Origin of the sequence: Alcaligenes pakistanensis, assembly GCF_014652815.1 — a bacterium.
GTDB classification, from domain to species: domain Bacteria; phylum Pseudomonadota; class Gammaproteobacteria; order Burkholderiales; family Burkholderiaceae_B; genus Alcaligenes; species Alcaligenes pakistanensis.
Genome location: NZ_BMZN01000002.1, coordinates 104545 through 120385 on the forward strand (window position 1 = coordinate 104545; position 15841 = coordinate 120385).

The window sequence follows — 15841 nt, forward strand, 5'->3', positions numbered from 1 at the left end:
GTCCCATAGCAGACCGACCTTACTCCCAGAACTAGCGCCATCCATAAGAAGTCAGACTAAGCTGCCAAGAGCAGACATGGCATAGGGCAGACACCCTTGCCAACAGCGAAGCCTGCATAAAACAGGCCTCTCCCTCTGAAATAGCGACCTATCAAAGCCTGAGCACGAGATCGCTAAATCAGTAAGAAGAGGCCATCAAACAAAGCGTCAAATCAGTGCGTCATCTCAACGCGGCAGCGTAGAACTCCCCATCAGAAACTCATCTACCGAACGCGCACACTGACGACCTTCACGGATAGCCCAAACAATCAAAGACTGCCCACGCCGCATGTCGCCTGCCGCAAAGACCTTAGTGCGGCTGGTCAGATAATCATCGGTATTAGCCGCCACATTGCCACGGCTATCCGCCTGAACCGCAAAAGCGTCCAGGACCTGACGTACCGGAGCAGTAAAGCCCATAGCCAGCAAAACCAGATCAGCTGGGAAAACTACCTCAGACCCCTCAATCGGAGTCATGCTCATGCGACCCGTCTCAGGATCCGTTTTCCAATCCACGCGCACAGCACGTAGCTCCTTAACCTGACCATTTTTGCCTTCCAGCTCTACCGTGTTGATCGCCCAATCGCGCTCGCACCCTTCGTCATGCGAAGACGACGTACGCAACTTCAAGGGCCAGTAGGGCCAGGTCAGCTCCGTATTTTCCTGCTCGGGCGGACGTGGCATTAGTTCAAACTGTGTTACCGATTTCGCGCCCTGACGAGTGCTAGTGCCCACACAATCAGAGCCGGTGTCGCCACCACCGATGACCACGACATGCTTGCCCTGGGCGCTGATAGCCGGCGTACCGCGCGATCCGGCCACTTGCTGGTTCTGGATACGCAAAAAATCCATGGCGGGATGTACGCCTTGTAGCTGGCTGCCAGGGGCATCCAGCAGCCTAGGGGTTTCCGAACCGCCTGCCAGAACGATGGCATCAAACCGCTGTTCCAGCTCGGTGGGCGAGAGGACAGTTAAGCCAGGTTCCTGGGCCGCCTGATCCTGCGCCTGACCAATATAGGTAGAAGGGCAGAACTGCACGCCCTCGGCCTGCATCTGCGCCACACGGCGGTCCAATAAGCCCTTTTCCAGCTTGAAGTCGGGGATACCGTAACGCATCAAGCCGCCAATCCGGTCGCTTTTCTCGTACACAGTGACATCGTGGCCTACCCGTGCCAACTGCTGCGCACAAGCCAGACCGGCAGGTCCGGAGCCGATGACAGCAATGTGTTTGCCGGTTTTATGAGTGGGCACTTGTGGCACTACCCAGCCTTCAGCCCAGCCTTTATCAATAATCGCGTGCTCGATGGACTTGATGCCCACGGGCGCACGATCAATGTTCAAAGTACAGGCCGCCTCGCAAGGAGCAGGGCAGATGCGGCCGGTAATTTCCGGAAAATTATTAGTGGAGTGCAGCACGTCCAGCGCTTCTTTCCACTGCTGGCGGTACACCAGATCATTCCAGTCGGGAATGATGTTGTTAACCGGGCAGCCGTTGTGGCAGAACGGAATACCGCAATCCATGCAGCGGGCGGCTTGCTGACCAGCCTGCTCATCATTCAATACCTGGACAAACTCTTTCCAGTGCTTGACCCGCTTTAAAGGAGCTTCTACGGCCTCTTGCAGACGTTGAAACTCAAGAAATCCAGTCGTCTTTCCCATGATGTGTGTTTCCTGATGGTGATGGGAAGGGTTCAGGCCGAAGCCGAACGGCGGGTTTTACTGCTTTTGGGCGCGGCTTTGCTGGCTTGCGGGCCTTGCCACAGTTCGCTCAATGCACGGCGGTATTCGCGCGGAATGACTTTGACGAACTGTGAGCGGGCGCTGTCCCAGTCCTTCAGCAACTCACGGGCCTGAAAGCTGCCAGTGGCCTTGAAGTGTTCCTGGACCAAGGTGTGCAAGATGGCATCGTCGGTCTGACGCTCGCTTTGTGCGCTGCGGCTATGCCATTGCGCCATGCTGCTGTTCATCTCTTGCTCGGCCTTGCTCTGAACCGGCTCCAGATCCACCATGCCGGGGTTGCAGCGCAGTTGCAGGCGACGTTGAGGGTCCCACACATAGGCCACACCACCGGACATGCCAGCGGCAAAGTTACGACCTACTTCGCCCAGCACGACGACGGTGCCGCCCGTCATGTATTCGCAACCATGATCGCCCACGCCCTCTACTACCGCGCTGGCACCGGAGTTACGTACGGCGAAACGTTCACCGGCCACGCCGTTGAAGTAGGCGGCACCCGCCAAGGCACCGTAAAGCACGGTATTGCCCACGATGATGTGATCCGGGCCGTAGCCACGGAAGTCGTTGGGCGAGCGTACGATGATGCGGCCACCGGAGAGGCCTTTGCCCACGTAGTCATTGGCTTCACCCACCAGATCCAGGGTGATGCCCTGAGCCAGGAAAGCGGCGAAACTTTGGCCAGCGGTGCCTTTGCATTGAATATGCAGGCTGTCGTCCGGTAAACCTTGATGGCCGTATTTCTTGGTGAACACGCCTGAGAGCATGGCACCCACGCTACGGTTGCGATTGCGTACCGGCGTGATGAAGGACAGGGGCGTGCCCTGGCTCAAGGTAACGGCACTGCGTTCGATCAGTTGGCGGTCCAGCGTGTGCTCCAGGTCATGATCCTGGGTAGCGATCTGACGTGGCGACTCTTCGTTCTCGACCTTATGCAGCAGGCGCGAGAAATCCAGGCCACGGGCCTTCCAGTGTTCAATGCCAGTACGCATATCCAGCCAGTCGCTGCGACCGATCAGATCATCAAAGTGGCGTACGCCCAGCTTGGCCATCAGCTCGCGCACCTCTTCAGCCACAAAGAAGAAGTAATTGACCACATGCTCGGGCTTGCCCTTGAACTTGCTGCGCAGGACTGGGTCCTGGGTGGCTACCCCTACCGGGCAGGTGTTCAGATGGCATTTACGCATCATGATGCAGCCTTCCACGACCAGGGGAGCAGTGGCAAAGCCAAACTCATCTGCACCTAGCAAGGCTCCAATCACCACATCGCGGCCAGTTTTCATCTGGCCGTCGGCTTGCAAGCGAATGCGGCTGCGCAAACGGTTTAGCAGCAAGGTCTGCTGCGTTTCAGCCAGGCCCAGTTCCCACGGGGTACCTGCATGCTTGATGGAAGACAGGGGGGAGGCACCGGTGCCGCCGTCATGGCCCGCAATCACGATGTGATCGGCCTTGGCTTTGGCAACCCCGGCCGCCACAGTCCCTACACCGACCTTGGAGACCAGTTTCACAGAAATATCGGCCTGGGTATTCACGTTTTTCAGGTCGTGAATCAGTTGGGCCAGATCTTCAATGGAGTAAATGTCGTGATGCGGTGGAGGCGAAATCAGGCCTACGCCGGGGACGGAGTAACGCAGTTTGGCGATGTACTCGGATACTTTATGACCGGGCAGCTGACCACCTTCGCCGGGTTTGGCGCCTTGCGCCATCTTGATCTGAATTTGATCCGCACTGCACAGGTATTGGGCTGACACACCAAAGCGGCCAGACGCCACTTGCTTGATGCGCGAGCGCAGCGAGTCGTTTTCTTGCAGCTCAATGTTGGCATAGACGCGATCTTGGCCTAATACGCTGGCCAAGGTATCGCCGTTGCGAATGCCGCTGCTACCGTGCTGCATTTCATGTTGATAACGCAGTTCGTCCTCGCCACCTTCGCCGGTGTTGGACTTGCCGCCAATCCGGTTCATGGCCACGGCCAGTACGGCATGAGCCTCGGTAGAAATGGAACCCAGCGACATGGCACCTGTCGCAAAGCGTTTGACGATCTCGCTGGCTGGCTCCACCTCTTCCAGGGGAATGGCCTGGGCAGGGTCCAGACGGAACTCGAACAAACCGCGCAGTGTCATGTGACGGCGGCTTTGGTCGTTGATGAGCTGGGCGTATTGCTTGTAGGTGCTGTAGTTCTTGCTACGTGTGGCGTGTTGCAGCTTGGCGATAGAGTCGGCCGTCCACATATGCTCTTCGCCGCGGACACGTACGGCGTATTCACCGCCAGCATCCAGATGGTTTTCCAGGACTGGGTCTTTGCTGTAAGCGGCGCGGTGCTGGCGCAGCGCCTCGTCCGCCACGGTGAAAATATCAATGCCTTCAACCGGGCAGGACGTGCCCACAAAGTATTTGTCCACCAGCGAGCGCGACAGGCCGATCGTCTCGAAAATCTGCGCGCCGGTGTAGGACATATAGGTGGAGATGCCCATTTTGGACATGACCTTGTACAAGCCTTTGTTGATGGCCTTGATGTAATAGCTCTCGGCCAGAGACGCGTCGATTTGATTGATGGGGTCCTGGGCCAGATGCTGCAGACTTTCAAAGGCCAGCCAAGGGTGCATGGCTTCGGCACCATAGGCACCCAGCAGGGCAAAGTGATGCACCTCGCGGGCCGAGCCGGTTTCCACGACCAGTCCGCTGCGGGTACGCAGGCCATTGCGGATCAAGTGCTGATGGATGGCGGAAGTTGCCAGCAGGGCAGGAATGGCTACATGCTCGGCATCGCAGCGTCGGTCCGTCAGGATCAGAATGTTGTAGCCATCGCGCACGGCATCAGCCGCACGGGCGCACAGGGCGGCCACACTGGCCTCCACGCCTTCTGGTCCCCAGGCGCTGGGGTAAATGATGTCCAGTTCCTGGCTGCGGAATTTGCCATTGCTGGCGGTTTCGATACGGCGGATCTGGTTCATGTCCGCCGGGCTCAGAATGGGCTGGGACACTTCCAGACGCAGTGGCGGGTTGACGTTATTGATGTCCAGCAGATTGGGCTTAGGACCGATAAAAGACACCAGCGACATCACCATTTGTTCCCGAATCGGGTCGATAGGCGGGTTGGTGACCTGGGCAAACAGCTGGCGGAAGTAGTTGTAGAAGGATTTGGATTTGTCGGATAGCACGGCCAGCGGGGCATCGTTACCCATGGAGCCAGTGGCTTCCTCACCTTTGCTGGCCATAGGCTGCAGCACGACTTTAATGTCTTCTTGGGTCCAGCCAAACGCTTGTTGCTGATCCAGCAGGTCGCGGTTGGCCAGTTGGGGGCGTACACCCGGCACGCTGGGCAGGGAATCCAGACGCAGGCGCAGACGCTCGATCCACTGCTTGTAGGGGTGAGTATTGGCCAGTTGGGACTTGATCTCGGCATCGTCAATGATGCGGCCTTGCTCTAGATCGATCAGTAGCATTTTGCCCGGTTGCAGACGCCATTTCTTGACAATGCGGTGCTCGGGAATAGGCAGGGTGCCGGCTTCAGAAGCCAGCACAATCATGTCGTCGTCGGTGATGATGTAGCGGGCGGGGCGCAGGCCATTGCGATCCAACATGGCACCGATTTGCAGGCCGTCCGTGAAGGCGATGGCAGCCGGGCCATCCCAGGGTTCCATCTGTGCGGCGTAGTACTCGTAGAAAGCGCGGCGGCTCTCGTCCATTTCGGCGTGCTGCTCCCAGGCCTCGGGCATCATGATCATCATGGCGTGTGGCAGGGAGTAGCCGGCCATCACCAGCAGTTCCAGACAGTTGTCGAAGGTGGCTGTGTCGGACTGGCCTTCGTACACGATGGGGTAGAGCTTTTGCAGGTCCGAACCCAACACGGCCGATTCCATGGCGCCTTCACGGGCACGCAGCCAGTTGAAGTTGCCCTGCACCGTGTTGATCTCGCCGTTGTGGGCGATCAGGCGGTAAGGGTGAGCCAGTGGCCAGGCGGGGAAGGTATTGGTGGAAAAGCGCTGGTGTACCAGAGCCAGGGCGGAACAGGCGCGGGGGTCGGCCAGATCGCGGTAGTAGCGGCCAACCTGGTCGGCCAGTAGCAGACCTTTGTACACAATGGTGCGCACGGAGGCCGAAGTCACAAAGTATTCCTGGCCGTGGGCTAGATCCATACGGTAGATGGCGTGGCTGGCCGTTTTGCGGATGACGTACAGCTTGCGCTCCAGCGCATCGGGGACCATGACATCGGGGCCGCGACCAATGAACAGCTGGCGAATCACTGGCTCGTTGGCCTTCACGGTGGGCGACATGGGCATGCTGCTGTCCACAGGGACATCGCGCCAGCCCAGCATATGTTGGCCTTCGGCACGCACCGCACGCTCCAGCTCCTGTTCACAGGCCAGACGGGATGCGGTTTCTTTGGGCAGAAAGACCATGGCAACGCCGTATTCGCTGGGGGGCGGCAAGTTCACGCCCTGGGCGGCCATTTCTTCGCGGTACAACTGGTCGGGGATCTGGATCAGAATGCCGGCACCGTCGCCCATCAAGGGGTCTGCGCCTACGGCGCCACGGTGATCCAGGTTTTCCAGGATTTTGAGGCCTTGGGTGATAATGGCGTGGCTCGCCTGGCCTTTGATGTGTGCGATAAATCCGACGCCACAGGCGTCGTGTTCGTTAGCGGGAAGGTACAAGCCTTGGGCTTGGGGGGGACAGGAGCGTGTCATGGGCGTATCCGCAAAGAACGTGTTAAAGCGATGCATTTGTTGCAGCGCAAAAAATAAAATACAGCGATTTTTTTTTTGTGCGCAAGATTTTTTTGCGAATACGGTAAAAAAAATTAGAGGCCTGTCCGTACAGGCCCCTAATTACCCTAAGTGTTCAGGGTGCACTGTGGCAAGATCGCTGCACATGCGGCTTTGTGCAGCAAGCCTGCCGACAGCGGTGCTACTTGCCGCTGCGGTTCTGGCTCATTTTCCCCAGAATTTGCAAGGCTTCCTCGCCTTCTAGCAGGTCTGCAAACAGCTTGCGCTCCCGTTCCAGTACTTCCAGCAAGACCTCGCGTTGCGGCTCCCGCAGCAAGCGCTTGCTGGTGCGCAAGGCAATAGGTGGCTGCTCGGCCAGCACATGGGCGCAGGCGCGGGCCGCTTCCAGACTGTTGCCGTGGTCGGTCAGCTCGGTCAGCAGGCCGTCTTCCATGGCTTGCTCGGCGCTGAAGGCTTGTGACAGCAGCAGCCACTCGTTGGCGCGGCGTTGCCCCACGTATTGGGCCAGCAAGTGGCTGGATGCGCCTTCCGGGCATAGACCCAATGCGGTGAAAGGCATGCGCAGCCGGGCATCACGGGCGGCGTACACAAAGTCTGCATGCAGCAGCAAGGTCACGCCAATTCCTACCGCATGGCCTTCTACCGCGGCGATCAGGGGGATGTCGGCTTTGACCAGACTGCGCAGGAACTTGATCGGGGGTGGTTCGGTGCTGCTGCGCACATTGGATAGCTCGGAGATGTCGTTACCGGCACAGAAATGCTCCCCGGCCCCAGTCAGAATCAGCGCACGATATTTCTGATTCTGATCGGCCTGGTCGAGGATCTCGGCCAGCTCTTCGTACATCGGGCCGGTCAGGGCATTGCGTCGTTCTGGGCGATCCAGAATAACCTCCAGCCAATGGCCGGCGTCATGGGTACGTATCATGTGGCGTGCTCCCGTTTCAGGCGAAGGGTGAGGCCAGCAGGGCTGCCTTGGCTTCCTGGTATTCGCGATGCAGGCGGGCCACGATATCGGCGGTGGGCTCAATCGAATCAATGCCACCAATGCCTTGGCCAGCACCCCAGATGTCGCGCCAGGCTTTGCTCATACCCGAACCAAAGGCCGTATCGGCTGCTTTTTCGGCGTCCAGCTTGTCCGGGTCCAGACCGGCTGCGCGGATGCTGTCTTTCAGGTAGTTGCCGGGAATGCCGGTGAACAAGGGCGTGTAGACGATATCGGCCGCACGGCCTTTGACGATCATGTTTTTGTAATCGTCCGAGGCATTGGCTTCGGTACTGGCAATGAAGCGGGTGCCGATGTAGGCCATATCTGCACCCATGGCTTGGGCGGCCAGAATGTCGCGGCCACGGCTCATGGCTCCGGACAGGGCAATCGGGCCATCAAAAATCTGGCGAATTTCGTTTACCAGTACAAAGGGGCTTAGCGTGCCTGCGTGGCCACCGGCACCGGCAGCGACGACGATCAGGCCGTCAACACCGGCTTCCAGCGCTTTTTCCGCATGACGCAAGGTGGTCACGTCGTGGAAGACTTTGCCGCCCCAGGCATGCACATGGGGCACGATGTCCTGTGGCGCGCGCAGGCTGGTGATGACCAGCGGTACCTTGTGGTCGGCGCAGACCATCAAATCCTGTTCCAGGCGGTCGTTGGATTGGTGGATGATGTGGTTGATGGCGTAGGGGGCAATGCGGCGCTCGGGGTGGCGCTCGCGCAGTTCGCCCAGCGTGTTGTCGATCTCGTCCAGCCAGTCCTTGAGCTTTTCCTGGGGGCGGGCATTCAAGGCGGGGACCGAACCGATGATGCCGCTGGCGCATTGCGCAATCACCAGGGCGGGGTTCGAGACGATGAACATGGGCGCTGCCATCACAGGCAGAGTCATAGATTGGTAAAGCTGCTGCGTTAATGCCGAGGGCATAAGGTCGGTCTCCTGTTATGGAATGATGTGCCCCGCCTCTTGAAGGGGTGGGGTCCTGCAAGGAAGATCTGCCGCTGATAATCTATCGTCACTATTCTAGGATGGATTTTCGCCGCCCGGCTTGTTGCGGTGCACAAACTTGTCCGGGCCCGAAAATGGCCATTGTTTGAGCACTTTTTTCTGTCCGTAGACCGGACTAAGAAGCCATGGGGCACAATGGCTCACTTGAAGGATTTTTGTCTGCTATGACCACGACTGAACGAAAATCGCCCTTGGCGGGATTACGTGTTCTGGACTTGACGCGCGTGCTGGCCGGGCCTTGGTGTACACAAAACTTGGCTGATCTGGGGGCGGAAGTCATCAAGGTCGAGCGCCCAGGGGCTGGAGACGATACCCGTGGCTGGGGGCCTCCTTATCTCCGGGATGGTCACAGAGCGGACACGGAAGATGCGGCCTATTTTGGGGCTGCCAACCGTAATAAAGAGTCCATCATTCTGGATATTGGCACTGCACAAGGTGCCGATGTGGTGCGCCAACTGGTCAGCCGATGCGATATTTTGGTGGAAAATTTCAAGGTAGGTGGCCTGCAAAAATACGGGCTGGACTATGAAAGTCTGAAAGCCATCAACCCGGCATTGATCTATTGTTCGATTACCGGTTTTGGGCAGACTGGCCCCTATGCAAGCCGCCCTGGTTATGACTTCATGATCCAGGGGCTGGGTGGGCTGATGTCCCTGACAGGTGAGCCCGGTGGCGAACCGCAAAAAGCGGGCGTGGCAGTAGCTGATGTCATGACAGGCATGTACGCTACGGTGGCCGTTTTGGCGGCGGTGCTAGAACGCCATCGCAGTGGTCTGGGCCAGCATCTGGATATTGCCCTGCTGGATTGTCAGGTGGCCATGATGGCCAATCAGAATATGAATTACTTGTGTACTGGGCAGGCCCCAAAGCGGCCCGGTAATGCACACCAGAATTTGGTGCCGTATCAGGTCTTTGAGGCCAGTGATGGGCACTTGATTGTGGCGGTGGGCAACGATGCCCAGTTTCGCAGTTTTGCGCAGGAGTTGGGCCACCCGGAATGGGCAGATAGCCCCCGTTTTGCACGCAATTCGGGGCGAGTCACGCACCGGGAAGAACTGGTGCCCTTGCTGGCACGCGTCATGTTGAGCCGGACACGCGATAACTGGTTACTGGCGCTGGAGTCGGCGGGCATTCCGGCCGGGCCCATCAATACAATGGAACAGGTTTATCAGGACCCGCAGGTGGTGGCGCGAGGTTTGCGTCTGGACTTGCCGACCGGGCAAGGTGGCCAGCTGCCTTCGGTAGCCAGCCCCTTGCGCTTGTCGGCTACGCCAGTGCAGTATCGCAGTGCGCCGCCGCGTCTGGGTGAACATACACGCGAGGTCTTGTCCCGAGTCCTGGAGCTATCGCCCGATAAGGTCGAGGCGCTGATTTCTGGCTCAGGCGAGCAGGTCTAATTTTTATTGCTTTTCGATCAGGTTGTGAATCATGAAACAGATACAAACCATCGCTATTGTTGGCGCAGGTGCTATGGGACGGGGCATTGCCCAGATTGCGGCCCAGGCTGGCAAGCAGGTCTTGCTCTATGACCTGAATGCGGACTCGGTCAAGGCTGCTCTGACGGATGTACACGCAGTCTGGAACCGTTTGCAAGAAAAGGGCCGCATGACGGCCGAGAAGGTGCAGTCGGCTACCGCGTGCCTGCAAACCGCCACTGATTTGCAGGCCCTGGCCCGCGCCGATCTGGTGGTGGAGGCCATTGTTGAGCGTCTGGATGTGAAGCAAGGCTTGTTGCAACAGCTGGAAGATATTGTGTCGGCTGATTGCGTGCTGGCCTCTAATACCTCGTCGCTGTCCATTACCGCGATTGCCCAAGCCTGCCGCCATCCCGAGCGCGTGGCAGGTTACCACTTCTTCAATCCCGTCGCCTTGATGAAGGTGGTCGAAGTGATTGACGGCTTGCGTACCTCGCCCGAAGTGGGTGATGCCTTGATGCAGGTATCACGCGAGATGGGCCACACGCCTGTACGGGCCAAGGATATGCCGGGCTTTATCGTGAATCACGCCGGTCGTGGCATGAACATCGAGGGCCTGAAAATTGCCCAGGAATGTGTCGCACCTTTCTACCAGATCGACGCCATCATGCGCGAGCAAGCGGGCTTTCGCATGGGTCCGTTTGAGCTACTGGACCTGACTGCGCTGGACGTATCGCACCCGGTCATGGAATCCATTTACCGTCAGTTCTACGACGAGCCGCGCTTCCGTCCTTCGCCCATCACCGCGGTGCGTCATGCCGGCAAATTGTTTGGCCGCAAGAATGGCGAAGGTTTCTACAAGTATGAAGACGGTAAGAAACAGCTTCCTCAAGAGCCTGCCCCTCCTGCGCTAAGCTCCTTTGCGCCAGTGTGGGTGTCGCCTTACCACGAGCAAGGCCAGGCTCGCGCTCAGCAATTGCTGACAGAGCTGGGCATGACGATGGTGCAAGGCGACCAGCCTCCTGCTGATGCCTTGATACTGTTGACCCCATACGGGGAAGACGTGGCCACCCTGGTGTCCCTGCATGGCCTGGACCCTGCTCGCACCGTGGCGCTGGACACCTTGTTTGGTTTGGAGCAAGGCCGACGCCGTGTGCTGATGTGCTCAGCAGCGACGACACCAGAATGGCGTGATCAAGCCTGGGCCATGTTGGCCAGTGATGGCACCGCTGTCAGCGTGATTGAAGACTCGGCTGGTTTTGTGGCCCAGCGTCTGGTGGCTACCATCGTGAATATTGCCAGCGATATCGCTCAGCAGCAGATTGCTACGCCATCGGATATTGACGCCGCTGTTCGTCTGGGCTTGGGTTACCCCCACAATGGTCCGCTGTCCATGGGCGATGCCGTGGGTGCCCGTGGCTTGCTGGATGTGTTGAATACTTTGCAGGCGGTGACTGGTGATATGCGCTATCGCGCCAGTCCCTGGCTGCAGCGTCGTGTTCAACTGGGCATGTCCTTGACGGCGCTGGCACAGTGCAAGGCGCAGTAAAGTTGCGTACTGTTATGGCTGCTTAGCAGCAGCAAACAAAAAGCCCGATGATGAATCATCGGGCTTTTTGTTGAGCGTGTGGTTCAGCGATGCTACGTACAGAACCTTTGCTTGGCCTTACTTGGCGGCGTTAACCATGTGCTGAATAGCAGCACGGATTTCGTCGTCAGAGGCTTGCGAGCCGCCACGTGGAGGCATGGCACCTACACCGTGAATGGCCTTTTGAACCATAGTGTCCATACCGGATTCGATATAAGGCTTCCAGGCTGCTTGATCGCCAAATTTGGGTGCACCGGCAATACCGGCAGCGTGACAGGCAAAACAAATGGTGTCGTACAGCTTGATACCGGCTGGGTCGACCTTGCTGTCGTCAGCTGCAACGGTTTCTGTCGCTTTAGGAGCCTCTGCGGCAGGAGCTGCAGCATCAGTCTTGGCAGCGTCCGCTTCCTCACCTTCTGGGGCGGGAGCTTCAGGCTCTTTGAAATCAGCGCCAGCAGCATTGGCCATGTAGGCAACGGCACGGGCCACTTCGATATCATCCAGCGATGGGTTGCCGCCCTTGGCAGGCATGGCGCGGATACCGTGGATCGCATTCTTGACCAATTCGTCCTGGCCCAGTTTGAGCAGCTCACCCCAAGCACCGTTGTCGCCAAATTTGGGCGCACCGGCAATGCCAGCGCCGTGACAGGCGGTACAGGTGGTTTCGTAAACTTGCTGGCCAGTTTTCAGCTCTTTGACGGCGTTGGCGTCAACCAGTTTGAAACCGGCAACAGGCTGAATACGTGCTGCAATGGCTTCAGGCGACAGGGCGCTGGAGCCAGCACCGGCGCCCATGGTGGACGTCACCAGGCTGACCAGCATGACAATAATCGCGATGGGCACCAAGAAAGCCAGAGCCACGGTCACAAGCAATTGTTTAGGGGTTTTGATCATGGCTGAGTGACCCTCGTTGTGTTCTTCGGGTTTTTGTTCCGTGTTGCTCATTATCGGATCCTGCTTGTTCGTACAAGAAATGACGGGAGGGCCTGTAAAGACCACCAATAAAGGCTTGCGCCTACCTAATAGGGGTGCGCAAGGACGTGTCTACCAAGCCACCGACCAAGATCGCGCAACCATGGATTATAGCGGAGTGTATCGCTCTTGTATCTGACTCTTGATTTGGCGCACTCATAATTGCCTGATAGTTGCTGAAAAAAAGTCCAAACTCGCGCTACAATAGCGAGCTTGGCGTCCGTAGTTCAATGGATAGAATAAGGGTTTCCGAAGCCCTCGATACAGGTTCGATTCCTGTCGGACGCGCCAGAATTCTTTGTTTATACGTCCCTTTAGGGACGTTTTTCAAGACTTGGGCCTTATTTTTAGTTACCGCCCACTCCGAAAAAAGCAGCCGCATGGCTGCTTTTTTTGTGTCCGTTGTTTGCCGGGGCGCGGTTTTAAAGCTGTTTTGAGGTGGGCTAATTATTGATCTTGATCATTTGGCCTAGGACGAAGCGGGGTCTGCTTCCGCGCAGATCACATAGTCATGCCCATGACGCAGTCCACCTAAAGTCTGATTCAAGGCCAGGGCTTGCTGACGCAAAGCTTGGACATGCTCGGACAAGGCCATGGCCAGATTGCGATCTTTCAGACGCCGCAAGCGTGCATCACACATATCCAGCTGACCGTTTATGAAGCCATCGCTATAACGTATGCCAAAGCGTTGTGCGTCCAGGCAGCGGTAGCCGGATTGCCGCAGATGGCGCAGTACCCAATCCATCGGATACTCGCGATACGGGCGTTCGCCTGCCAATAATAGGCAGGCATCGCGCAAGCGGCCTATCTCCACAATCAGTTTGCCTGCCGGGTCCGTGCTGCTATAGGGCACGTAAGGTTCCAAACCAATGATGTAGAGGCGTTGGCCGGTCAAAGGCCGCAGGCGGGGGAACAACTGGTCCTGGGTGTAAGGTGCAAAGCCGTCTATGGCACCTAGCAAATAATCTGCCAGGACCGTGTCAAAACGTTCTCCCTGCAGAAATTCCGGATCGCTCCAGTTGCCCACCAGCAGGCGGTCCTGGGAGCGCTTTTGCTCCCCCAATTCGCGACTAACTTGTTCTGCCATGCTGGGAGCCGCCGTAATAGCGGTCCAGCGTTCCGTGTCCAAGGTCAACAGCCAGCGCAGTGAGCCTTTACCGGTGCCCGCATCCAGAAAGTTTCCCCAGGGACGCTCGCCCTGCATGTCGGACACGATCTGGTAAAGGCGGCTACCCGTGTGTACGGCTGTTTTGCTCAAAATTCCACCTGTATGCCAGCCAGAATATTGCGGCCCATCAGAGGTGCCTGGCGGGCGATGAAGGAGGTATGCCGGTAAGCCAGTTTGTTCAGCAAGTTGTTTCCTCTCAGGTACAGGGTGTAGGTGTTCTGGTCCATTTGTAGGCGGTAGCTTAAACCCATGCTGAGTAAACCGTAAGACGGTGAACGTTCTTCGTGCTCGGCCAAGCGATCTTGGGCGAAGGTGTGGGTGTAACCGACGAAACCGGACCAGTTCTGCCAGTTTAAATCTGTACGGATTCCCAGGCGGGCGGCGGGCATGCGGGGCAGGTCGCGACCGGGGTCTCGCAGTTTACCGCGCACCAGATCACCATACAGGCTGACTGAAGCCCAGGATGTGACGGGGTAGGAGGCTTCCGCTTCCAGGCCCCAGAACTGGGCCTTGTCCTGGCTGTATTGAATCAGCTGGAAGTCCTCGTGGCGGTCCAGGCTGCGGCCGTAGATATAACCGGAGCTGCGGGTGTAGAACGTGCGCAGGTCAAAGCGTAGGTCCCCCAGGTTCTTTTGCAGGCCCAGGTCTACGCTGTGGCTGGTTTCCCGGTCCAGATTGGGGTCGCCGCGTTCGTAGCTAAGCGTGGCAAAGTGCACTCCCTTGGCAAATAGCTCCTGTGCCGTGGGCAGCCGTTGCGAGCGAGAGACGGACAGGCTGGCGGCGTACTCAGGTGCAAAGTCCCACACCGTCCCCAAGGAGAAAGAGGTGGCCGTGCCTTTGCGGCGCTCCAGCGTTTGGGAGTCCGGGCTTACCGTCTGCCATTCCTGGCGTGCGCCCAGTTCCAGTCGCCAGTCGTCCCAATTGACGCTTTCCAGCAGGAACAAGCCTTGGCTGCGGGTGCGGGTAGGTGGGATGAAGTTTTCTGTGCCGTCGCGGGAAGCAAAGTCGGATTGGCTGGTTTGCAGGCCGACTACCCCTTCAAAGGGCCCCCAGGGATTGTGCTCCAGCTCCAGACGGGTGTCATAACCGCGATTGGTGAAGCGGGTGCCCGCAATATCGCCGTCTTTTTCTACGTGCTGGTAGTTGGTCGCGCCGGCGCGCAGGCGGGCACGTTTGAAACCGGGCAGGGGGTCGCGCAATTCACCCCGCAAGTCGAAGCGTTGGGTACGCAGATGGGCGGTAGCCGAGTGTTCGTGATCATGGTCGTGGCTGTGTCCGTGATCGTGGTCATGGCCGTGATCATGGCTGTGCCCGCCGCAGTGCAGAGTGGCACCGTGTGGGTGGCAGTCCTCGTACTCGTGGCTATGGCCGGGCAGGCCGTAGCTGTCTTCGCGATAGGAGTAGGCTGCGCCAATGTAGCCACGGTCGCCGATAAAGGACAGGCCCACGCTGCCGGTGTCGCTACTGGAGTTGGAGTCTTTGACACGTCCATCTGTCCAGTTGGGGACGCGATAGTCGCGGCTGCGATGTGACGCTCCCTCTACATGCAGGGCCATATTGCCTTCGCCTGCCGTCAACTCTACTGCACCGATCTTGCCGCGGTCTGCTGTTGAACCTTGGGCACGGACTGAACCTTCAAACCCTCTTTCTGGAATCGCGGTGGGGATTTTTCGATCCAGCACATTGACCACGCCGCCAATCGCGCCACCGCCGTAAAGCAGGGCAGAGGGGCCACGTAGCACTTCAATGCGTTCTGCCTGCCAGGTGTCGACGGTAATAGTGTGATCGGGGGAAATGGCCGAGGCATCCATGACTTCGGCGCCATCGCTCAGCACTTTGACGCGGGGGGCGGTTTGGCCGCGAATTACGGGACGGCTGGCACCGCTGCCAAAGCTGTCTACGTGTATGCCGACTTCACCGTCCAGCAGTTCTCCCAAGGTGCCAGCGCGACGAAGCTCCAGCTTGGGGCCTTGCAAGACCGTGGTGGCAGTGGCCAGTTCTGTTTGTCGCAAGGCCAGGGGACTGGCGGAGATGCGGATAGGGGCCAACTGAGGGATGGGTTCTTCAACTTCATGGGCTTGTGCAGAGGCGCAAAGTAGCAAGGCCAGGGCCAGTGGCAGGGGACGTGGTTTGAAATACATCTCATCTTCCGGTTTGTTAATTTTGGTGATGTTATAACATAACAATAAATATTTGAAAAA

9 protein-coding genes and 1 tRNA gene are annotated in these 15841 nt (G+C 58.1%); 3 read left to right on the forward strand and 7 right to left on the reverse strand.

The features are described from left to right. Positions 1 to 225 precede the first annotated feature (225 nt). The 4 genes from IE156_RS05495 to IE156_RS05510 form a co-directional block, all read right to left on the reverse strand. Positions 226 to 1698: a glutamate synthase subunit beta gene (locus IE156_RS05495; RefSeq protein WP_189391540.1), complete on the reverse strand. Its 1473-nt coding sequence runs from the start codon at positions 1696 to 1698 to the stop codon at positions 226 to 228. Positions 1699 to 1730: 32 nt separating this feature from the next. After that, the gene (locus tag IE156_RS05500) at positions 1731 to 6464 is read right to left on the reverse strand and encodes a glutamate synthase-related protein (RefSeq protein WP_189391541.1); all 4734 of its coding nucleotides are present in this window, start codon (positions 6462 to 6464) and stop codon (positions 1731 to 1733) included. 220 nt (positions 6465 to 6684) lie between these two features. Continuing rightward, positions 6685 to 7428 (reverse strand): enoyl-CoA hydratase/isomerase family protein, encoded by a 744-nt coding sequence (locus IE156_RS05505; protein WP_189391542.1) that lies wholly within the window; start codon positions 7426 to 7428, stop codon positions 6685 to 6687. 16 nt (positions 7429 to 7444) lie between these two features. Next, positions 7445 to 8416: an NAD(P)H-dependent flavin oxidoreductase gene (locus IE156_RS05510; RefSeq protein WP_189391543.1), complete on the reverse strand. Its 972-nt coding sequence runs from the start codon at positions 8414 to 8416 to the stop codon at positions 7445 to 7447. A 245-nt stretch (positions 8417 to 8661) separates the two neighbouring features. Here IE156_RS05510 and IE156_RS05515 point away from each other — a divergent pair, with 245 nt between their 5' ends. Then, a complete protein-coding gene (locus IE156_RS05515; RefSeq protein ID WP_189391544.1) occupies positions 8662 to 9894 on the forward strand; it encodes a CaiB/BaiF CoA transferase family protein in 1233 nt (410 codons plus the stop codon). Positions 9895 to 9925: 31 nt separating this feature from the next. Beyond that, positions 9926 to 11461 (forward strand): 3-hydroxyacyl-CoA dehydrogenase, encoded by a 1536-nt coding sequence (locus IE156_RS05520; RefSeq protein ID WP_189391545.1) that lies wholly within the window; start codon positions 9926 to 9928, stop codon positions 11459 to 11461. Between the two features lie 117 nt (positions 11462 to 11578). Here the strand turns inward: IE156_RS05520 and IE156_RS05525 are convergent, their stop codons facing one another. Beyond that, positions 11579 to 12445 carry a c-type cytochrome gene (locus tag IE156_RS05525; protein WP_189391546.1) on the reverse strand — a complete coding sequence of 289 codons (867 nt, stop codon included), beginning with the start codon at positions 12443 to 12445 and terminating at the stop codon, positions 11579 to 11581. 243 nt (positions 12446 to 12688) lie between these two features. Between IE156_RS05525 and IE156_RS05530 the strand changes: the two genes are divergently transcribed. Further along, a tRNA-Arg gene (locus IE156_RS05530) sits at positions 12689 to 12763 on the forward strand. A gap of 178 nt (positions 12764 to 12941) precedes the next feature. On the opposite strand, the gene IE156_RS05535 is transcribed toward IE156_RS05530, so the two are convergent. Further along, positions 12942 to 13730 carry a class I SAM-dependent methyltransferase gene (locus tag IE156_RS05535; protein WP_189391547.1) on the reverse strand — a complete coding sequence of 263 codons (789 nt, stop codon included), beginning with the start codon at positions 13728 to 13730 and terminating at the stop codon, positions 12942 to 12944. Next, complete coding sequence (locus tag IE156_RS05540) at positions 13727 to 15781, reverse strand: TonB-dependent receptor domain-containing protein (protein WP_189391548.1); 2055 nt, start codon at positions 15779 to 15781, stop codon at positions 13727 to 13729. The genes IE156_RS05535 and IE156_RS05540 overlap by 4 nt, the downstream gene beginning before the upstream one ends. Positions 15782 to 15841: the final 60 nt, after the last annotated feature.